The sequence below is a fragment of the Stenotrophomonas sp. 21LCFQ19 genome (assembly GCF_056861425.1).
The window spans coordinates 26,149-47,011 of sequence record NZ_JBSPUF010000024.1; the positions used below are offsets into that span (position 1 = coordinate 26,149).

The window sequence follows — 20,863 nt, forward strand, 5'->3', positions numbered from 1 at the left end:
CTCAATGGATGAGCGCACGTGGTGCGGGACGCGACAGCACGTAGCCGGCGCTGGCGATGAAGAACAGGCCGATGCCCAGCGCCAGCTTCCAGCCGGGGTGCGCCGTGCAGAAGAAGACCAGGTAGCCCACCGCCATGCCAAGCGCAGCGAAGGTCTTGCCTTTCCTGCTGACCGCGCCTTGCTCACGCCACAGGCGCAGGCTGTGGCCGTAGCGCGGGTGTTGCAGCAGGTAGCGTTCCAGCCGCGGTGACGAACGCGCGAAGCAGGCCAGCGCCAGGATCAGGAAGATGGTGGTGGGCATCACCGGCAGCAGTGCGCCGATGATGCCCAGTGCCAGCATCCAGCAGCCGGCGCAGAACCATAGCCAGCGCATCAGGTCACCGCCACCGGGTCGGCATGCAGTTCCGTTTCGACATGGCTGCGCACGGTCTGGAACGCCGTGCGTGCCCCCTCCACCACCGAGGCTTCCTGCGCGGCCGCCAGCGGTGCGGCGTCCAGCGCGGCAGTGAAGCTGCGCCAGTGCCGCGCTGCGCCGTCGGCATGCGCGGCCAGGTGGCGGGCGCCGAAGTCGGCGTGCAGCTGCAGTCGGTCCCGCGCCAGCTTGAACAGCACGGCGCCGCCAAGGTTGGAGCCTTCGGCCACGTACAGCCAGCCCAGGGCGTCGGGCAGGGCGATGTTGGCGTCCACTGCAGGAGTGCTGCCGGTGGGAATACCGCTGCCGAGATCCTGCAGGTCGAGTGCGATCCTGGCCAACCGCCGGCGCTCGGCCAGATCGGGGATCAACGCCAGTAGTCCGTGATGCGAGTAGAGCGCATCGATATCGCGGTGGAAGCGATACTGCACGCGCAGGAAGCGCGTGAAGCTGTCACGGCTGGCAAAGATGTCTGCTGCCATGACCCGCTTGTCCAGGCTGTCATGGGTGCTGTGGGTGGCGGCCTTCAGTTGCTGGCTGCGCGAAACAACGGTGCTGTGTGTGCTCATGTGCGATCCCCGGTGATGCAGGAAGTGGTTGGGGGGTCAGAAGCTGCGTTCCAGCTTCAGGCTGGCGGTGCTGCGGTCATAGCTGTAGAGCCAGTCGACGTTGCTGGAGACGACGTTGTAGCGAAGGCTCAGCAAGGGCGTGAAGCCGGCGAAAGCCAGGCGCTTGGCCTTGATGATCAGTGTGTAGTTGCGCTCATCGTCATCGCGGCGGACGCCGAGCATCGGGCTGTACAGGTCGTAACTGCGGCGGCGATAGGAGGCGAACAGGGTGTGGCTGAAGCCTTCCGGCCATTGCAGTGATGCGCCGAGGCGGGCACCAAGCGAGCGGTAGTTGTTGCTGCGGTCGCGGGCATCGCTGTCCAGTGCATCGAGACCGCCGAAGGCCATCCAGTGGCTGCCCAGGCTGCGGAAGTAGGTGGCCGAAGCGGTGCGCTGCACACCGTCGAGATTGCGCGCGTAGTCGCGTTGCCGGTAGCTGAGATCCTTCCAGTCGGCTTCAAGTTTCAGCATGGAGCGCTGGCCAGGCGTCCAGCTCCATTCGGCATGCACGCCCGGCGCGCCGAACAAGGCGCTGTTGCCCAATGCGTAGTAATCGAACGAAGGTGCCAGCGCGACGTTGTGGCGAGCACTGCGGAAGCTGTAGCCCACCTGCACCGCGGCGTTGAGCTCGTTGTAGGCGCTGTTGTCGCGGTAGTTCTGGCCGAACGCGAGTGCGCGCAGGTAGACACCGTGGTGTCCGCGCAGCGCATGCCGCTTGTTGAGGGTGGCATCGTAGTCAATGCCGCTGGCGGTGATGGCCTCGGGCAACTTGCGCTCGATCAGGCAGTCGCCGGTGACCAGCAGCAACAGGCAGGTGCGACTGGCCGAGGTGCGGTTGGCGTTGTCGGTCCAGCTTGGTCCGGCAGCATACGAGCCGCTCCAGCGCTCGCGCTGGGCCAAGGCCTGGCGGAAGCTGGCGATGGTGGTGCGCACGCCCTCGGTCTTCGGGTCGTTGGCATCGATGCTGGTGCCGACTTCTGCGAACAACGCGTCTGCCTCGCGATCCTGCTGGTCTTCGAACAAGGTGCGGGCCAGCTCGAGCCTGGCTGGCATGAAGTCCGGCTGCAGGGCGAGCAGGGCGCGGTACTCGGCGGCCGCCTGCGCGTGCTTGCCCTGGATGCGCAGCAAGCCGCCCTGGGCGTAATGCACCAGCAGTTTGTCGTGGTTGGGCAGGGTCAGGTATTCGTTGAGGAAGTGTGCGGCCAGGCTCCACTGCCGGTGTTGCAGCGCCAGATACAGTGCGCGGCCGACGTCGTCGACGTTGTGGCCGATGACATGACGCTCGCCATCGATGGTCAGCGTCGGGCGCTCGGTGTCCAGTTCGTCCTTGAGCAGCTCGCGCTCGCGGGCCTGTGCTTGCTGATCGATGCGCTGGTCGAGCAGGCGGCGTGTATCGGCCTGCTCCTGTGCGAAGCAGGCAGATGACAACAGCAGGCCTGCCAGCAGCAGTGCCGCAGGAAGCGCGAAGGCAGACCGGCGTCGACGGTCGTTGGGAAAACAAGAATGCATGCAATGGCCATCGAGGGAGGCAAGGATTGGCGGACGCTGGCTGGTCCTTGCCGGTAGCAGTCGAATTACAGCGGTTGACGGATGGTCTCAGCCGTCAGTTCTTGGTGCCGCCCCAGGCGATGTTGTAGGCCGGGTTGCCGAAATCGACGATGCCGGCGACGGAAGTCGCGCCTGCGCCGAAGAAGTCGCCCTTCACCGTACCGGTGGTGAGCACGAAGTTGCCCGGGATCACCCATTGGCCGGCATTGGCCGCATCGAAGTGACCGTTGGTGTCGAACGCGATCTGGCTGCCGCTGGTGCCCAAACGGATCAACGTTGCGCCGATCGACAGGTCACCGTGGAAAGTGCGGCTGCTGAAGTTGGCGGTCAGGCTGCCGGTCAGGTTGGTGTTGGCGCCGTAGCGATGAAGACCGGTCAGTGTGTAGCCAACCGCGGTACCGGTGGCAGCGGTGTAACCAGTCTTGTCGCCCACGTAATAGACCTGGCGGTTCTGGTAGGTCGGGCTACCGGTATTGCCGTTGGTCGACCATTCGCCGAACCAGACATCGCCAGTACCCACCTTTACGAAATTGAAGCTGCCCAGGCCTGCGTGCGCCGGGTCGGTCGGATCACCCGGGGTACCGGTGGTGATCGGGTCGTGCAGCTGGTACACGGTCATGCCTTTGTCGGTGCCCGGGTGCAGTTCGGTTGCGGCGCTGGACGGGGTCAGGCCCTGGAAGTCGACCTTGATGCCGGCGGCATAGCTGGAGATGCCGACGCCGGCTTTGCCAGCGGTGTGCGGACCGTACGGAACCTGCGATTCGCCGACGGTGATGGTGGAAGCACCGGAGCCAGCGGACTGGGCGCCGACGATGTTGGCGGCTGCGGCGGTACCTGCCAGGGAAACCACGGTCAGGGCGACGGCGAGTTGGGAAAGACGCTTGTGCATTTTCATGATCATTTCTCTCTTGAGGTGACGAAGAAAAGTTGACTGCAGTGACGGTTCGGGTTGCGGTGGACTCCTTGCTGCTACGGGTTGATCAGAAGCGCGCGGTCACGCTCAACTTCAGCGTGCGGCCCGGAGCGGGCAGCAGCGAGCGGGTGGCCGGGTCGGCGTAATAGCGATCGGTGAGGTTGGTGCCGATAAGCTCCAACTGCACGGTGTCGTTGACGCGGTAACTGGCATAGGCGTCGAACAGCCAGGTGGTGTCCCAGGAGAACGGCACGTTGAACACGCCAAGGTTCTGGTTGGTGGCTTCGGAAAATGCTTCCAGGTCACGGTTGGGTTTGCGGCGCTGGTAATAGACAACACGCGTGCCAAGTTCCAACCGTTTGTCCAGGAAGCGTCCGCCCAGCGACCAGTTGGCTGAGGTCTCCGGCGAGGCCTGGGTCAGCAGCCAACTGCCGATGAAACCCTGATCGACGCAGGTGGGCGTGCCAGTGACGTTGGGGTCGATGGTGATCGCGGTGTGCTCATCACAGACCTCGTTCTTGAGGGTGTGCGCAACCGCAAGATCGGTGAAGAAACGACCATTGTCATATCGGCCCTGGAACTCCACGCCCTGCACGAGCTGCTTGTCGATGTTGCGGAACAGGAAGTTGTTGTCGCGTTCGATCAGGTCATCGGTGCGGCGGTGGTAGTAGCTCAACTTGAGGTCGGCGATGGTGTCATCGCCGAGCAGATGCCCGAGCTCCTGGATATAGCCCAGCTCGTAGCTGTAGGTATGCTCCGGCTCGAGGTCGCGGAATGGGCTGACGCTGGCACCGAAGGCGATCACGCTCTCGAACATGTTCGGGTAGCGCAGTGCCTCGTTGTAGCTGAAGTAAGCACGGCTGTAATCGGAGAAGAAGCCGGTCACCGTGAGTGATGGAGCCCAGCCACGATCACGGCGCTTCTTTGCCACCGCGTAGCGGGAAGCAATCGGGTTGGCGGTGAGGCCGATGCTGCAGTTCCCGCCCTTGTACAGATCGGCTATGCCGTTGAGCATGCCGTTGGTGCAGGGGTTGTCTACGCGATGGAATTTTCCTTCGGCGTCAGGAAGCCATTGAATCGTTTTCGATCTGGCATAGCCGTCGATGTTGGCGGCGATGTAGTCGGCTTCGCTTATCCCTTCCGGAATATTGAACATCTCGCAGTAGAACGGCATCATCGCGCAGACTTGGTGGACGGTGCGTAGCTGCGTCTCTGCATTGCTGCGCTCCTCGGCAGACATGGTCCGGTAGGTCGCCTGGTAGCCGGATACCGAGGCCAGGAACTTGTTCGGATGGTCAGCGAGGAAATCGTCGTACGCCCAGTACGAGGAGTAGCGGGCACCGGCGTTGATCTTCAGGAAGTCGGCCGGGCGCCATTCGAAGTTGAAGTTGGCGTTCCACTCCTCGCGGCGGCCGGCGCGCGGGAACATGCGCCAACTGGCAGATGGGCCGATGTACTCGTCATGCGAGCGCAGCTTCTCGTGCTGGAAGTCGCCGCCGATGGTCAGGTCCAGGGTATCGCTGAGCCGGAACAGATTGCTCAGGGTCAGGCCGTTGCGGGTATTGGTCGAATCATCCAGCGCGCCGTTCATGATGATCGGCTGGGTCACCGCGTTCCAGTAGTTCGGGTAGCTGCCGGCGGTGTTCGCATTGCTGTCGGTATCGGTGCGCCACAGGTTGGCGTACAGGTCTATCCAACGGCTGTCCTGCGGCTGCCACTTGTATTCCAGGTTGTAGGCGGTGGAGTCCACTCGACTCAGTGACCACTGCGGCAGGCCGAGCGCGGTACGGTTGATGCGCGAGGGCATGATCTCGCCGTAGTGCGACAGCGTGTCGCGGTAGCCGAAGCGCAGCACCTGGTCGGGTGTCGGGTTCCAGGTGGCCTTGAACAGCCACGATTCCATCTGGCTGGAGGTATTGGTTACCTCGTCGCCCGGGCGCAGGCGGTTGGCCATGGTAATGATGTAGTCGCCGGCGCTGATGTTCTCCACCGGCTGCGAGTAGTAGCCGGCGCCGCGCTTGCCGGCGAAGTAATTGCCACGGTCGCGGTAGGCGTAGGCACCGAACAGGCTCAGCGTGTCCGACTTCCAGCCCAGTGCCAGCCGGTAGGCGTGGTCTTCGCCATCGAAGACGTTGTAACCGCCGCCACCGGTATGCGGTTGCACGCGAAGGGTCGGGTCATTGGTCGGGCTGCCGGTGGCCAGTTCCGGCACGTCGCGGTGGTTCATGCCGGTGTACAACCGGCCCGGCAGACGTGGTGCCACCGCATTGCTGCTGCCTTCGATCTTGAACTCGCCACCGAACGACTCGCCTTCCGGCACCACATCGTCCACATCCAGTGTCTTGATCACCACGCCGCCACCGATCCCGGTGGTGACATTGCGGGTCAGCGACGGGCCCTTGAAGATCTGCATGCCGCCGATCAGGTTGGGATCGACGTAGTTGCGGTTGCCGATGCCGTTGTAGCCGCGCCAGGCGGTGACCGCCTGCTCGGTGCCGTCGATGGTGACCGGCACGCGTCCCGGCCCCTGCACGCCACGGATGTTGACGTCGAGCGCGCCACTGTTGCGCGCATCGCCACTGAACACGCCGGCGACGCCGTTGAGCAGGTCCGAAGGCGTCGCGCCCTTGTAGCGCTCGATCTCGGTGCGGCCGAGGTAGGCGGTGGAGAGGTCCAGGTCGTAGACCTCGTCCTGGCCGCGCAGGTCGCGCTGCGCACCGGTAGCTTCGATGCCTTGCTGCCCGGTGACACTCAGCGTGCCGGTGACGAGCGGGGTGCTCGCGCCGGCGGTAGCAGCGCCGCTGCGCGTCACCACGGCGGTGCCGGGCTCGCGCCATTGCCAGGCCAGTCCGCTGCCCGCCAGCAGCTGGTCAAGCGCCTGCGCCGCACTGAGCTGGCCCTTGATGGCCGTGCCCTGCAGGCCGCTGACATCGTTGGACACGAACAGGATGCGAACCCCGCCCTGGTCCGCCAATCGGGTCAGCGCGCTGTCCAGGGACTGTGCCGGGATATCGAAAGCGGTGCGCTGCGTGGACCCGCTGGCGACGCTGCTCTGTGCGGCGGCATGCAGCGGTGCATTGAGTGCCAGGGCGATGCTGACCGCCAGCACGGCGGGCAGTCGCAGGGAACGGCGGGAAAAGTTGGAAGGGCTCATGGGTCCGACGAAGGAATAGGAAGAGGACGCCAGGAAGTACTGGCGTTGACTTTATGAGAATAAGTCTCATTCCTATAGACGACCGTCGCGGGCGAAACTTGCAGCGTCAGCAGAAAAAAAATTGGCCGCCGCTTCGTCTGCCTGCACGGCGGGCCGCTTGCAGGGTTACAGCGCTGCTCGGCGGCTCAGCGGATCACGGTCAGCAGCGGCAGGCGGATCAGTTCCGCACCGGCCAGCGCGGCGATATTGCGCAGCAGCGCATCGATGTCATCCAGCTCGAACACGCCGGTGAGCTGCAGTTGCTGCAGCGACTCACCCATCACGACGATGCGCCCCGGTACGTGGCGCTGCAGTTCGCCTGCGATAGCCGCCACGCTCTGCTGGTTGAAGATCAGCTTGCCGCGGACCCAGGCGGTCAATGCACCGGCATCGACGGTCTCGGCCTTGCCCAGTACATCGGCGCTGAAGGCAACGCGCTGGTTGGGGATCATTTCGATACTGGCGCCGGCCCGGTTGCGCAGCTCGGCCAGGCCGGAGACAACGGTCAGCGTGCTGCGGCGTGATTCGCGGTGCAGGGCAAAGCGGCCAACGCTGCAATGGACGCTGCCGTCGCGGCTCTCGATCACGAAGGGCCGCTGCGGGTCGGGGGCGACGTCGAACAGCAGTTCACCGGCGGCCACGGATACGGTGCGGCGGACGTTGGAGAACGCCTGCGAGAATGCGCTCTCGCTGTTGAGCCAGGCGGTCGATCCGTCGCCCAGTGATGCCTGCCGGCGCTGGCCGATGCGGGTGCGATGGTCGGCAAGCACGCCGCTGACTGGTCCCAGCATGCCCGTACCAACCACGCCAGCCAGCGCTGCTGCCGACAGCCCGCCTGCCAACACCGCGCGGCGGCTGATCCGGCGCGGCGCAGGTGTCAGCGCCTGCACCCAATGGCGGTGCTCGGCCGCAAGCGCGGTCTGGCCCACGCCATCGAGCAGCGCGAATGCCTGCCGCGCAGCCTCGGCATGGGCCGGGGAGCGCTGGCACCAGCGCTCGAACGCGGCTTTATCGCCCGCAGACGGGCGCGCACCCAGGCGTATCACCCACTGGATGGATTCGTCATTGAGCGCGTTGTTCCGGGTTCGGAAGCGGTCGAACATCGTGGCGTGGCTAGGGGGCTGCGCTGGAAAAGGGGGGGCTACCTGTTAAGACGTTTCGCCAATGCCAAAGTTGCAGTGGCTGCAGTGATCATCTTCCATCATTGTCCTCACATTGGCCCGAGGCGGTCGCGACAATGCCGCAGCGCCTGCGCCAGGTACTTGGCCACCATGCTCTCGGATACGCCAAGCCGGCGCGCGATCAATGCATGCGACAGGCCGTCGACGCGGAACAGCAGCAAGGCCAGGCGCGCATTGGGCGGCAGCTCGCGCAAGGCCTCATCGAGCTGCCGCAGGCGGTCCTGGGCGATGGCATTGCGCTCCGGGCCGGCGACAGGGTCGGCCTGCTGGGGGTCAGGTTCGCCGTTGCCGCCTGCGCGCTGCTCACGACGCGCCACGTCGATGGCGAGATTGCCGGCAACGCGGAAAATGAAAGCGCGCTGGTCGCGGATCTGCTCCTGCTGCACACGGCTGTCGGTCTCGAGCAGGCGCAGGTAGGTTTCCTGCATGACCTCTTCGGCACGACTGCTGTCGCCCGTACGTCGCCGCAGGTGCCGCTTCAACTCGCCGTACAGGCCAAGGAAGGCATCAATCAGGCGCGAGCTCGGCGCAGTCATCAGTGCTGGCAGCCGGCGGTGGCATGCAGTTGAGACATGCAGGCAGGCGCGATGTGGGGCAGGGCCGGCGCATGGCGTTGCTTTCGCCAGCGTGGCGCGTGGTTTGACAGCAGCGGCATGGGAATCTCTCCACGGCGCTCGGCGCCGGCATCGGGTGGTCGGCTGGCCGCTATGCTCGCTGACCGGCACATCATACGTTCATCGCCGATGGCGTGTCAGTTCCGCGCCTGGGCTGGCAGTGTTCCAGGCCGCCATGGCACATGGCAGAACCTTGGCGGTTCCGTGGAAATGAAGGAGGCGAGCGTTGCGGGCGCCATGCGACTGCCACCGGCAACGGAGCAGGCTGGGCTGATCTGGCACGACTGCGTGCACGTCAACGCCGTGGGCCGGCCGCGCACGGGCAACGGGTTCCACGGCGGCCGCTGCCTGGGCTGGATGTCATGCAACAGCGGCAGCAACCGAACCAGCTCATCCCGTCCAGATTCTAGCCGTGTCCTTGCTTTGCTTTCTTCCCGCCCGCAGCGCCCGACCCACGCGCGACCCGGTGCTGCGCTCAAGCACGCAGTCGATGTAGTCAGCGGCCAGCAGCAGGCCGTCGAGATCGGCGTTGCAGCTGATCCCCAGTCCGGAGAACAGATAGACCAGGTCTTCGCTAGCCAGATTGCCTGCCGCACCCGGAGCATGGCTGTCACCGCCAAGCCCGGAAACAGCGCCATCGAACGCGCGCACGCCATGTTCCAGTGCTTCGATGACATTGGCGATGGCCAGGCCGAAGGTGTCATGGAAGTGCATGGCCACGCGGTGCATCGGCACTTCGCTGGCACAGGCACGCAGCAGCACACCAACCGACGCTGGGGTACCCCTGCCTGTGGTATCGCACAGGCTGATCTCACGGCAGCCCATATGGTAGAGCGTGCGCACGATACGGATGACCTCCGCCGTCGTCACCGCTCCACCGTAGGGGCAATGGATGACCGTCGCCAACGTGGCACGGACCTGGATGCCGAGTGCCAGGGCATGCTCGCTGATCTCGTCAGCACGGCGCAGGCTTTCGCTGATGTTGCAGTTGAGTATTGCGCGGCAATAGGCATCCGATGCGGCCGCAGTGATGGTGATATCACGGAAGCCGTTGGTGACTGCCATCTCCAGCCCCGTCATGTCCGAAACCAGCGCGGAGCGGACACGGTCAATCGGCGCTGGCCCCAGCAGCGTGCATAGCGCCGCGGTATCGGCCATCTGCGGCACCCGGCGTGGTGAAGTGAACGAGCCCAGTTCGATTTCCCTGATGCCGGCCGATTCCAGCAATTCGATCAGGTTCATGCGGACCATGGCCGGCAGTGCCTTGGTCTGGCGCTCAAGGCAACTGCGCGCGCCAAGCTCGATGATGCGGACATGATCTTCCTGGGCTTCATCGTGGCTGTCCATCATCGCCGCCGCAACTTGTCGAGCGCAGTTATCGCGAGATCCAGGTGGATGCTCTGCGCGGACAACTGGGCGTTGACCACGTGAACGATCTCACTGTCGATGGCGCCTGCCAGCAATGCCAGGTCGTAGGCGTGTTGGCCGGGATCACCCTGAGCGACCGCCTCGGCAGCATGTGCATGCAGGTTGACCAGGCTCTGCGCCAAACCGATCGCCGCGACGGCGGGAGTGAGTGGATACGTAAACGGAACCTTGGCTGCGTCGCGCGTCGCAGTGCCGGTGTAGTCTGCGTCCGCCTGCAGCGGCAGCGAGATTCGTCCCGCCAGACGACCGTGGTGATCGCGGTACCAGGTCACCAGCGGCACCCCGGGGTCGTCGACGGCTGTCCAGGTAGTGCGCTTGTTGCCGCTCGCAGCTCCAGTGGCAGCAAGCACGGAATTCGCCGTTGCGAGAATGTCCGCGTTGCGCTTGTGGACGCGCTCCCTGGTCATGCAGGTGAAATTGTGAAGATCAACGACACGTCCTGCCAGCGCATAGCCCGTGGCGGCCGCAAGCGAAAAGGTGCCCGGGTCGAAAGCTACCTGCGCGCGTAGCAGCTGGTGACTGGCGACCTCGGTGGTTGACGCCCCCGTCTTCGTCCCCATGGTCAACTGCTCAATCAAAGGTGCCAGCTTCGCGATCAGCTCGTCGATGACCCGGATGTCAGATCTATCTGGGATTTCCAAAAGCACTGAAATCTCCAGCTGCGGCTCCATGGCGCTGCTCATGCGCACCACTGCTTCAAGCTCCTTGCAGCCGCCGCCACCGGAGACTAGTCCATGGTTCATCGCGTTGACGAGTCCGACCAGCTGGTTGCGTAGCTGCAGTACTTGCTTGCGCGCACCATGCACGTCGCGGATCGTGCTGAACTGGACGCTGGCACGCAGCAGCCGGGCGGCACCAAACACATGAAATCCACCGGTTGGATGCGAGAGCTGGATGATGCGTTGCAGGATGTGTGCCTGTCCCGGCTGACGCTCCGCGATTGCTACGCGCTGGCGACTGCCGTTGATCGGCACTTCGTCGATGAAGCTGATTGGCTGGTTCAAATGGATGTGTTGGTCGTCAGGCATTGGCATTGGAACGGCGCCATTCACTGGCGCTGTTCCGGAAGCGCTGTCCAGTCTTATGCCAATGCCTGGTTTGCGCGGAATGTGCGCTATTGCTGGCGTCGAATCGGACGACGCTGTGTGCTCTGCATGTGCATTGATTGCGTTCAACGGTGATTGTCCCGGTCGATCCATCTGCGTCGAGCATTACTCAATCATCGGAACGCCGTGTGCTCTGAAGCGTGCGGGCGAAAGGTACAGTTTTCTCGTACAGATAGGCTGCAGCGGCGTGTCTGCCAATTCATATCAAAATGTCTATTTATGCTCTTTACAGCGTGCGCTGGCGTCTAGATACAGTGAGCGCCCCCCGAAGAATTCTGTATGGATCCCTATGCGCTCTGAACCACGGAAGATTTCACTAGCGGAAAAAGTAGCGATGGACATCGGTCGCCAGATCCTTGCCGGTGTGCTGAAGCCAGGAGACAAGCTGCCGTCCTTGCGTGAGTACGCGCGCTTGAATGGCTATTCGAAGAACACTGTGATCTCGGCGTTCGACCTGCTTGGCGAGCGGGCGCTGGTGGAGGCGCAGCACGGCAAAGGATTCTTTGTGCGCGGCGTGGAAGCGCCGCCGGAACGGGATGTTGATGAGGAACCCGTTGGTTACAGCAGGGTTATCGACACGTTGTGGATGATGCGCCAACAGGCCATCCGTGAGCCAGGGCGGTCACACCTGGCCGAAGGCTTTCCGCCGGTTGATTGGTTGACCTACATGCGACTTGATCGCTTCCATCGGCAGGTCGCTCGCAGTGGCATCGGCAGCTTGTTTCGATACGGCAACCGTTACGGCTACCTGCCGTTGCGGCAGCAGTTGATCCGCCGCATGGCCATGCATGGCATGGAGCTCGGCCCGCGGCAGCTGGTGACCACGTTTGGCGCAAATCATGCGCTGGACCTGATCATCCGACGCTACGTTGCGCCAGGCGATACGGTGTTGGTGGAGCAGCCGGGTTACTACCCGCTGTTTGGCAAGCTGCAACTGCAAGGCGCGAAGCCGATCGCCATCACACGCCGCGTGGACGGTCCCGATCTTGCCGAGTTCGAGGCGGCGCTGCTGGCCAGCAAGGCGCGTGTCTTCTTCATGCAGACCACAGCGCACAACCCGACCGGTACCGATGTAGCGCCAGAAGTCGGCAAGCGCTTGCTGGAGCTGGCGGCGGCGCACAACGTGCTGATCGTCGAGAACGATGCAATGGCAGATTTCAAGCCGAATTCTGCGTTTCGCCTGTCTTCGTTGTCCCAGTTCAGGAACACGCTGTATGTGGGCAGCTTCTCGAAGTCGGTATCGGCGGCATTGCGCAGCGGCTTCATCGCCGGCGAGAACGCACACATCGAAGAGCTGGCCGACCTGAAGATGCTGCTGCACATCGGCAGCAGCGAGTATGGAGAGCGCGTGCTGGAGGCGATCCTGCGCGAAGGCAACTTCCTGCGCCATGTCGGGCGCTTGCAGGACCGGGTGCGCGCCGCCACTGCGGAAGGGTTGGAGGTGTTGAATCGACTGGACGCAACCGTCTACGCGACGCCGGAACAAAGCCTGTATCTATGGGCGCGTTTCGATGGCATCGACGACACCCGTACGCTGACTGCTCGCTTGCTGTCACGCGGTGTTGTGCTGGCGCCGGGCGCGTTCTTCAACATCGACTCCGAGCAGGTGTCACCGTGGACACGTTTGAACGTCGCCTATTTGAATGACAGCGTTTTCGTCGACAGCCTGCGTGAGGAGATGGACCAGGCCGCGGTCCTGGCCTGATGCTGGTCCAGCGCCCGGTACGGCGAGGCACGGCGAGAGCTCAATGCCAGTCGGAAAGCGAAAGCTTCAACTCGGCGCTGAAGCCTTTGGCTGACTGCAGCGGTATCGCGAAGATGTTCGGTGCCTGCTGGTTGATGCCGATCGCCTTGGTGCGGGCGGTATCCAGCTCGGCTTCATTCTTCGGTCCGCCTGCCCATTGGTCGTCACTCCAGACATAACGCAGGCGCCAGCCGCCTGCATCGTCGGGCTTGGCGAAGACCACCAGTGTGTTGCGGAACAGGTACTCACCGGGGATGTGGTTCTTCAGGAACAGCGCGCCGTCCACCTGATAGCCGGCGTTGCTGACCGCCAGGTCGATCGAGAACGCGATTTCGCTGCCGGCCAGGATCTTGCTGCTGTCCAGGAACACCGAGAACAGCACGGTCGAGCGTTTGTCCTTCAGCAGGTTGCCCTGTGCGTCGAAGATGTCACCGTACTCGCGACGGATGGCGCATTGGTTGGCCTGGGTGCGCGAGGTGAGCTCGTAGGTGTAGGCGCCGCGCGGGGCGACGGTGGCCTCGATGTAGTACGAGGACTCGATCTTCTTGCCGCGCTTGCGGGCGGCCTCGATCTCCGGCGGGAAGGGCAGGGCGGTGATGTCGAGCTGGGCGGTGGCGCAGGTGTCGCCGAACAGGAAGCGCACCAGGTTCTGGTAACCCTCCTCGGAATTGACGATGCCGAAGTAGCCACTATGGCTGCGGTTGACGAAGGCCCGCGGCGAGCCTTCGACGTAGGCGTTGGCGATACGAACCAGCCCGTCGCTCAACGCACCTACTGCAAACGAGGACAGCCCGTGCGCGGCGGCGTAGTCGCGTGCGTTGGTGCCGATCAGGCAGAACAGCCGCTCGGGCGGAAAGCCGGAGGTGCCCAGGGTGTTGACCTTGTCCTTGGGCACCTTCAGGTACTTGCCCATGTTGCTGCGGTTGAAGTTGTTGATGTCGTTGATCGACAGCAGGTTCGGCAGGTTGATGCCGCCGACCTCGATGCCGTTGTGCGGCGTGGCATAGGTGAAGGCCTTGTCGACCATCGCCCGCACCTCGGCACTGGCCACGTCCGGGTTCTGCAGCAGGCAACGGCAGATCAGCCCGCCCATCGAATGGGCGACCAGATAGACGCGGAATTCCTTGCGCATGGCCGCGTTGTTGCCACAGATGCTGTCGCGCAGTTGTTCGATGCGTTTGCCCAACGCGGCGGCGGCATCGACGATGGACGGCGTCTTGCCATCGCCGAAGGCCGGGTCTGCCGGGTCGTAGTAGCGATGGATGACGATGCAGCGCGGCGAGATGCGGTCGCGACGCTCGGCGCCGAATTCGTAGACGTCGCGGTAGTTGTAGTCCTTCATCAAGCGCACCAGCGGTGACTCGAAGACGAACTTGACGATGCTGCCGTCCTGCGCCTGGCGCATCTTGGTGGAACCGGCCTCGAAGCCCATGAACGGCGTGGAGGTGGTTTCGACGATCTCATCGCGGGTCATCGCGTAGCCGCGCACGTAGATGATCGGGAAGTAGGGGCGCTCGATACGTTCCATGGCCGGTCTCTGCGGGGGGCTGCTGGCGATGGTGAACGGATTTTTGGCATTTGTCTTGAATCCGGTGCTTTGAGAGCTAACCCCTCCCCAACCCTCCCCTTGGCTGCGCCAAAGGGAGGGGGCCAAGCTCTGCCCCCTCCCTTGCGCGAAGCGCAGGGGAGGGCTGGGGAGGGGTAAAGCCTTTGCCGTTGCAGTGGCTCCAAGCAAGCGCCAAAACCCCCAGCAACCTATCCCTCGCCCCCAATCCCACCCCGATCCAACTGCCGATAGCCAATCGCCTCGGTCAGGTGCAGCCGTTGAATCGCAGGCTCCCCTGCAAGGTCGGCAACCGTTCGCGCCACCCGCAGGATCCGGTGCATCGAGCGTGCCGACAGCTGCAGTCGCTCCATGGCCTGTTCCAGCAGGTCACTGTCGGCAGCGGATAGCACGCAGTCCCGCGAGGTTTCCGCTTGGCCGAGATGTGCGTTGGCCTTGCCCGCACGCTGCAGTTGCCGCGTCCTTGCCCGCATCACCCGCTCGCGTACCTCGCTGCTGCTCTCACCAATGGCGGCATCACCTCGCAACTCGCTGGGTGCCAGCCGCGGCACCTGCAGGTGCAGGTCGATGCGGTCCAGTAGCGGCCCGGAGATGCGCGCGCGATAGCGACGGATGCTTTCTGCAGAACAATGGCAGCGGCCACTGCTGTCGCCAGCCCAACCGCAGGGACAAGGGTTCATTGCTGCGACCAGTTGGAATCGCGCCGGAAACTCCATGCTGCGTGCCGCGCGTGAGACAGTGACCGTGCCGGACTCCAGTGGCTCGCGCAGTACTTCAAGCGCGTGCCGATTCCATTCCGGCAGCTCGTCCAGGAACAAAACGCCGTTGTGCGCGAGAGAGATTTCGCCAGGTCGCGGATGCGAGCCGCCACCAACCAGCGCAACCGCGCTGGCAGTGTGGTGTGGCGAGCGATAGGGACGTTGCCGCCAGCGACTCGGATCAACGCCGCGCCCGCTGATCGAGGCGATGGCTGCGGATTCCAGCGCTTCTTCCTCGCTTGCCTCGGGCAGGATGCCGGGCAGGCGCGAGGCCAGCAGGGTCTTGCCACAGCCGGGGGAACCCAGCAGCAGGAGATGATGGCCACCTGCTGCGGCAATCTCCAAGGCCCTTCGCGCATGTTGCTGACCACGTACATCGCTGAGGTCAGCAGGCGCGGCCGGTTCTGTTGACGGTACCTGTGCATCGGGCAGCTGCTTGCTGCCGTTCAAAGCTGCGCACACTTCCAGCAAGGTGCGTGCGACTTTGACTTCTGCGTGCTGGGCCAGTGCCGCTTCGCCGGCGTTGCCCGGTGGAACGATCAGGCAGCGCTGGGCGTTGGCCGCTGAGATTGCGGCCGGCAGTGCACCATCCACCGCACGTAATTCGCCGGTCAGTGCCAGCTCGCCGATGAACTCGTAGTTGGCCAAGGCATTGCGGTCGATCTGGCCGGAGGCGGCGAGGATGCCGAGCGCGATGGGCAGGTCAAAGCGACCGCCTTCCTTGGGCAGATCCGCGGGTGCCAGATTGATGGTGATGCGTCGCGCTGGATAGTCGAACTGCGCGCAGAGAATGGCGGCGCGCACCCGGTCGCGTGATTCGCGCACAGCGGCCTCGGGCAGGCCGACGATCTGGGTGAAGGGCAGGCCGCCGGACAGGTGTACTTCTACCTGCACCAACGGTGCATGCACACCTGCGCGGGCGCGGCTGTGCACCAGCGCCAGGCTCACCGCCCGGCGCTCAGGCGTTCTTGTCGCTGGCGCGGTTTTCCAGGGTGGCGACGGCGTGTTCCAGCGCGTCGAGTTTTTCACGGGTGCGCAGCAGGACGGCACGCTGCACTTCAAATTCTTCGCGGGTGACCAGGTCCAGCTTGCCCAGCCCTGCCTGCAGTGCGCTCTTGAAGGTCGCCTGCAGTTCTTCGCGCGAGTCGCGCAGGCCCGGCGGCACCAGGTCGCTCAGGCGGCGGGCCAGCGCATCAATGTGGTTGAGGTCGATCATGGGGTTTCTCCGCAGGGGTGAGCCGAGCCTAGAGGGCGGCTGTGGGTTGCGGGCATCGGTATCCGTTAGTGCCAATGGTAAGGATAGTCCGGAAGCTTGCTAGTGGCACGTCAGCCTGCGCGGTATGCTTCAGGCATCACCCAAGGAGCCGACCTATGAAGATGATCATGGCCATCGTCAAGCCGTTCAAGCTGGACGACGTGCGTGAGGCGCTTGCCGAACGCGGCGTGGCCGGTATCACCGTCACCGAGGTCAAGGGCTTTGGCAGGCAGAAGGGTCACACCGAGCTGTATCGCGGTGCCGAGTACGTGGTCGATTTCTTGCCGAAGGTGAAGATCGAGGTCGCGGTGACCGATGCGCAGGCCGACGAGGTGGTGGAAGCCATCGTCAAGGCCGCCGGCACCGGCAAGATCGGCGACGGCAAGGTGTTCGTGTATGACCTGGGCAGCGTGGTGCGGATCCGCACCGGTGAACTGGATGGGGATGCGCTTTGAGGTTTGTGGGCTTTGGGGTTTTGAAGCTTTAGAGCTTTGGAGCACCCCTCCCCAGCCCTCCCCTTGGCTGCGCCAAAGGGAGGGAGCAGGGCTTGGCCCCCTCCCTTGCGCGTAGCGCAGGGGAGGGCTGGGGAGGGGTAAGCCTTGGCTTTAGCCCTTGATCCGCCGATAAAGCCGCTTCCACGCATTACGCACCGCCTGCACCCAGCCCGGCTCCGCCAGCGCTGCGGCCTGCTCGGCAGAGGGCTTCATTCCGGTCAAACGTTGGCGCATCTTCACCAGGTTCTTCATGTCGCTGCGGCGCAGCTGGCGGAAGATCGGCCAGTTGCGCAGCCAGCGTGGCGCCCGCAGCGCCGAGGTGAAGTCCAGCAGGACCGGCACGCCTGCGCTGACCACCACATTGGTGCCGTGCAGGTCGTTATGGGTGATGCCGGCCGCATGCAGGCGCGCCAAGGCGTTCTGCAACTGGTCGAAGACTTCCTGGGTGACGCCCTGCACGCCGGCACTCAAGGTGTCGCCGGGGATGAATTCCATGCCCAGTGCCAGGCCGCCAAGGGTGCCCAGCAGCGCCGGCGCGTGCTTCCAACCCTGCAGGCGCTTGAGCACCTTGGCCTCGCGGCGTACCAGCAGGCGCGCCACCGGCGACAGGGGAGTGCCCTGGTAGCGGCGGTAGTCCTTGACCACGGCCGGGCGGCCGTCCAGTTCGGTGCGGTAGACGTCAGGCTCCAGCAGGCGTTCGCCGCGCTTGAGCAGATGGTGGGCGGGAACAACCGCGTGGTCGCCGTCGAAACTGGGCAATGTATTCATCAAAACCTTCCTGACGCGGGCATGGCGCGGAAAGCGTCTTGCAAAGCCGGTCTAACGTGCCCGCATGGGCGGGGATGTGCGGCAATTATAAAACTGCACAGTCCATGAATTGCTGAATGTAAAAAAAATGTAGGAATCGCGTGACGGAAATGATTGTTGCGATGGCGTGGCTGATGTGGCGCGCGCCTGTGTGCGTCATGGCCAGAAAACGAAAACCCCGCGCCGTTGCGGGCGCGGGGTTCGGTTCACGGCGCTGGCAGCGGGCTTATTCGCCCAGCGCCTTGGCCACGAATGGCGGGCTGACCAGAACGCCGGTGTGCAGCGGGGCGGTGTAGTACAGGGTGTCGAACGGCTTGGCGGCCGAGTCGGCCTCGCGGAAGCCGAAGCCGAAACCGGCCTGCTTGCTGGCCACGGTCACCGACCACCAGCCGGTCGGGTAGCACGGCTGCGGGAACGGCAGGGTCTTGAACGACTGGAAGCCGGCCTTGCCCATTTCCGAACGCATGTCCTTGATCAGCTCCAGCAGGGCCAGCGGCGACTCGCTCTGCTGCACCAGCAGGCCGTCGTCCTTCAGCGCACGGAAGCAGCTTTCGAAAAAGGCCTTGTTGAACAGGCCTTCGGCCGGGCCGACCGGGTCGGTGGAGTCCACGATCACCACGTCCACGCTGCCCGGGGCGCAGTTGGCCATGTAGGCCACGCCGTCGTCGAACAGCAGCTCGGCGCGCACGTCGCCGTTGGATTCGCACAGTTCCGGGAAGTACTTCTCGGCCATGCGGGTGACCTGCTCGTCGATATCGCACTGGGTGGCGCTCTCCACGCCCGGGTGCTTGAGCACCTCGCGCAGGGTGCCGCAGTCGCCGCCGCCGATGATCACCACGCGCTTGGGCGCCGGGTGGGTGAACAGCACCGGGTGGCTGATCATCTCGTGGTAGAAGAAATTGTCCTTGGTGGTCAGCATCATGGCGCCGTCGATGACCATCAACTTGCCCCAGTCGGTGCTGTCGTAGATCTCGATCTTCTGGAACGGCGACTGCACCTCGTCCAGCTTGCCGGTGATGCGGAAACCAATAGCCGAACCGGTCGGCTGGAAGTGTTCGATGAACCAGTTTTCGTTGGAGGTCATGATGATTCCTGGGTGCAATGGACTTTTCCCTTCTCCCGCGGGCGGGAGAAGAGCCTGTCCCCGCGAAGGCGGGGATGCCCCGAAGGGGCGGATGAGGGTAAGGGCGAAGCCTGTCACAGTCAGGTTTCACCCTTACCCTCACCCCCGACCCCTCTCCCGGGGGGAGAGGGGAGGAGGCGCGGGCGCGGATTGTAACGGACCCTTGCCCCGCTAGCGTTAGAATGCGCGTCCTTATTTATCCACAGCTGAGAGTTGCTACGCCGATGAGCGATTGGTCCCTCGAACAGGCCCGCAAGACCTATTCGATTCCGCACTGGTCTGATGGTTATTTCGACGTCGATGCCGCCGGGCACGTCGTGGTCCGTCCCGCAGGCGCCCAAGGCGCGGCGGTGTCGTTGCCGCAGGTTGTCGATTCGGCGCGTGCCGCCGGCGCCAAGCTGCCGTTGCTGGTGCGCTTTCCGGACATCCTCGGTCAGCGCCTGGGCAAGCTGCAGGCTGCCTTCGCCCAGGCCCAGTCCGACTGGGACTACGCTGGCGGCTATACCGCGGTCTACCCGATCAAGGTGAACCAGCACCGTGGCGTGGCCGGCACCCTGGCCAGTCACCACGGCGAGGGCTTTGGCCTGGAAGCCGGCTCCAAGCCGGAGCTGATGGCGGTGCTGGCGCTGAGCCGGCCGGGCGGGCTGATCGTCTGCAACGGCTACAAGGACCGCGAGTACATCCGCCTGGCCCTGATCGGCCGCAAGCTCGGCCTGCAGACCTATATCGTCATCGAGAAGCCGTCCGAGCTGAAGCTGGTGCTGGAGGAATCCAAGGCGCTGGACGTGAAGCCGGGCCTGGGCGTGCGCATGCGCCTTGCCTCGCTGGGCGCCGGCAAGTGGCAGAACAGCGGCGGCGACAAGGCCAAGTTCGGCCTGTCCCCGCGCCAGCTGCTGGACCTGTGGAAGGCGCTGCGTGACACCGAGTACGCCGATTGCCTGAACCTGCTGCATTTCCACATGGGCAGCCAGATCAGCAATGTGCGCGACATCGCAAACGGCATGCGCGAGGCCACCCGTTACTTCGTCGAGCTGTCGCAGCTGGGTGCCAGGATCAGCCACGTCGATGTTGGCGGCGGGCTGGGCATCGATTACGAAGGCACCCGTTCGCGCAGCTACTGCTCGATCAATTACGGCCTCAACGCCTACGCCAGCAACATCGTGCAACCGCTGGCCGAAGCCTGCGAAGCGCATGGCCTGACCCCGCCGCGCATCATCACCGAGTGCGGCCGCGCAATGACCGCGCACCACGCGGTGCTGATCGCCAATGTGTCGGAAGTGGAGCAGGCCGCCGAAGGCCGCGTGCCGGAAGCGCATGACGACGAGCCGGCGGCGATCCGCCACCTGCGTGAGATCCACGAGGAACTCGACCAGCGCCCGGCGGTGGAACTGTTCCAGGAAGCCCAGCATTTCCATGCCGAGGGCCTGAGCGCCTACGCACTGGGCCAGATCGACCTGCCGCAGCGTGCGCGCATCGACGACCTGTTCTACGCCATTGCCAACGGCGTGCGTGCGCGCCTGAGCTATGACGAAAAGAGCCATCGCCCGGCGTTGGACGAACTGAATGACCGCCTGGTCGACAAGTACTTCGTCAACTTCAGCGTGTTCGAATCGATCCCGGATGCATGGGCGATCGACCAGGTGTTCCCGATCGTGCCGATCGAGCGCTTGAACGAGCGCCCCGAGCGTCGCGGCGTGATCGCCGACATGACCTGCGATTCCGATGGCATGGTCAAGACCTACGTCGAGAACGAAAGCCTGGACAGCTCGCTGCCGCTGCACGCGGTGCGTCATGGCGAGAGCTACCGCATCGGCTTCTTCTTGGTTGGCGCGTATCAGGAAATCCTCGGCGACATCCACAACCTGTTCGGTGATACAGACGCCGTGGAAGTGGTGGTGGAAGACGACGGCTACGTGATCACCCAGCAGCGTCGTGGTGACACCACCGACGTGATGCTGGACTACGTGGGCTACAGCCTGGCCGACCTGCGCACGGCCTACCGTGAGCGCGTGGCCGCCGCCGATCTGTCAGCCGAACGCGCAGCGGAGCTGGATGCCGCGCTGGAAGCGGGCCTGACCGGCTACACCTACCTGTCGGACGAACCGCTGGGCTGAT

Annotated in this window: 17 protein-coding genes; 3 read left to right on the forward strand and 14 right to left on the reverse strand. The window is 64.2% G+C overall.

Going from position 1 to position 20,863, the window contains the following annotated elements; all coding sequences use genetic code 11:
• Position 1 precedes the first annotated feature (1 nt).
• The 9 genes from AC13FW_RS19545 to AC13FW_RS19585 all read right to left on the reverse strand — a co-directional run bounded on the left by AC13FW_RS19545 (position 2) and on the right by AC13FW_RS19585 (position 10,925).
• On the reverse strand, positions 2-373 hold the full coding sequence (locus AC13FW_RS19545; protein WP_282267968.1) for a YbaN family protein: 372 nt from the start codon (positions 371-373) through the stop codon (positions 2-4).
• Entirely contained in the window at positions 373-981 is a 609-nt protein-coding gene (locus tag AC13FW_RS19550; RefSeq protein WP_296246794.1) for a biliverdin-producing heme oxygenase, read from the reverse strand. The genes AC13FW_RS19545 and AC13FW_RS19550 overlap by 1 nt, the downstream gene beginning before the upstream one ends.
• 36 nt (positions 982-1,017) lie before the next feature.
• The gene (locus AC13FW_RS19555) at positions 1,018-2,529 is read right to left on the reverse strand and encodes a surface lipoprotein assembly modifier (protein WP_482990188.1); all 1,512 of its coding nucleotides are present in this window, start codon (positions 2,527-2,529) and stop codon (positions 1,018-1,020) included.
• A 94-nt stretch (positions 2,530-2,623) separates the two neighbouring features.
• Positions 2,624-3,463, reverse strand: coding sequence for a HupA family protein (locus AC13FW_RS19560; protein ID WP_296246798.1), 840 nt, complete (start codon positions 3,461-3,463; stop codon positions 2,624-2,626).
• 85 nt (positions 3,464-3,548) lie between these two features.
• Entirely contained in the window at positions 3,549-6,635 is a 3,087-nt protein-coding gene (locus AC13FW_RS19565) for a TonB-dependent receptor (RefSeq protein ID WP_482990189.1), read from the reverse strand.
• Between the two features lie 185 nt (positions 6,636-6,820).
• Positions 6,821-7,777 carry a FecR family protein gene (locus AC13FW_RS19570; RefSeq protein ID WP_282267956.1) on the reverse strand — a complete coding sequence of 319 codons (957 nt, stop codon included), beginning with the start codon at positions 7,775-7,777 and terminating at the stop codon, positions 6,821-6,823.
• 107 nt (positions 7,778-7,884) lie between these two features.
• Positions 7,885-8,391, reverse strand: coding sequence for an RNA polymerase sigma factor (locus AC13FW_RS19575; protein ID WP_482985643.1), 507 nt, complete (start codon positions 8,389-8,391; stop codon positions 7,885-7,887).
• 468 nt (positions 8,392-8,859) lie between these two features.
• Entirely contained in the window at positions 8,860-9,816 is a 957-nt protein-coding gene (locus AC13FW_RS19580; protein WP_282267952.1) for a hydroxymethylglutaryl-CoA lyase, read from the reverse strand.
• Positions 9,816-10,925: a hypothetical protein gene (locus AC13FW_RS19585; RefSeq protein ID WP_482990190.1), complete on the reverse strand. Its 1,110-nt coding sequence runs from the start codon at positions 10,923-10,925 to the stop codon at positions 9,816-9,818. Before AC13FW_RS19585 ends, AC13FW_RS19580 begins: the two co-directional genes overlap by 1 nt.
• A 367-nt stretch (positions 10,926-11,292) precedes the next feature.
• On the opposite strand from AC13FW_RS19585, the gene AC13FW_RS19590 reads away from it, so the two are divergent.
• Positions 11,293-12,708 (forward strand): aminotransferase-like domain-containing protein, encoded by a 1,416-nt coding sequence (locus AC13FW_RS19590; protein ID WP_482990191.1) that lies wholly within the window; start codon positions 11,293-11,295, stop codon positions 12,706-12,708.
• 40 nt (positions 12,709-12,748) lie between these two features.
• Here AC13FW_RS19590 and AC13FW_RS19595 read toward each other — a convergent pair whose 3' ends face one another.
• The 3 genes from AC13FW_RS19595 to ubiK form a co-directional block, all read right to left on the reverse strand.
• Positions 12,749-14,275, reverse strand: coding sequence for an esterase/lipase family protein (locus AC13FW_RS19595; protein WP_482990192.1), 1,527 nt, complete (start codon positions 14,273-14,275; stop codon positions 12,749-12,751).
• Positions 14,276-14,502: 227 nt separating this feature from the next.
• Positions 14,503-16,017 carry a YifB family Mg chelatase-like AAA ATPase gene (locus AC13FW_RS19600; protein WP_482990193.1) on the reverse strand — a complete coding sequence of 505 codons (1,515 nt, stop codon included), beginning with the start codon at positions 16,015-16,017 and terminating at the stop codon, positions 14,503-14,505.
• A 10-nt stretch (positions 16,018-16,027) separates the two neighbouring features.
• Positions 16,028-16,285 (reverse strand): ubiquinone biosynthesis accessory factor UbiK, encoded by a 258-nt coding sequence (ubiK, locus tag AC13FW_RS19605; RefSeq protein ID WP_482990194.1) that lies wholly within the window; start codon positions 16,283-16,285, stop codon positions 16,028-16,030.
• Between the two features lie 155 nt (positions 16,286-16,440).
• Between ubiK and AC13FW_RS19610 the strand changes: the two genes are divergently transcribed.
• Complete coding sequence (locus AC13FW_RS19610; protein WP_057628415.1) at positions 16,441-16,779, forward strand: P-II family nitrogen regulator; 339 nt, start codon at positions 16,441-16,443, stop codon at positions 16,777-16,779.
• A gap of 150 nt (positions 16,780-16,929) precedes the next feature.
• Here the strand turns inward: AC13FW_RS19610 and AC13FW_RS19615 are convergent, their stop codons facing one another.
• Entirely contained in the window at positions 16,930-17,586 is a 657-nt protein-coding gene (locus tag AC13FW_RS19615) for an RIO1 family regulatory kinase/ATPase domain-containing protein (protein WP_482990195.1), read from the reverse strand.
• Positions 17,587-17,851: 265 nt separating this feature from the next.
• Positions 17,852-18,709 (reverse strand): polyamine aminopropyltransferase, encoded by an 858-nt coding sequence (gene speE / locus AC13FW_RS19620; RefSeq protein ID WP_481533098.1) that lies wholly within the window; start codon positions 18,707-18,709, stop codon positions 17,852-17,854.
• A gap of 263 nt (positions 18,710-18,972) precedes the next feature.
• Here speE and speA point away from each other — a divergent pair, with 263 nt between their 5' ends.
• Positions 18,973-20,862 (forward strand): arginine decarboxylase, encoded by a 1,890-nt coding sequence (gene speA, locus AC13FW_RS19625; RefSeq protein ID WP_296246819.1) that lies wholly within the window; start codon positions 18,973-18,975, stop codon positions 20,860-20,862.
• The last annotated feature ends 1 nt before the right edge of the window (position 20,863 follow it).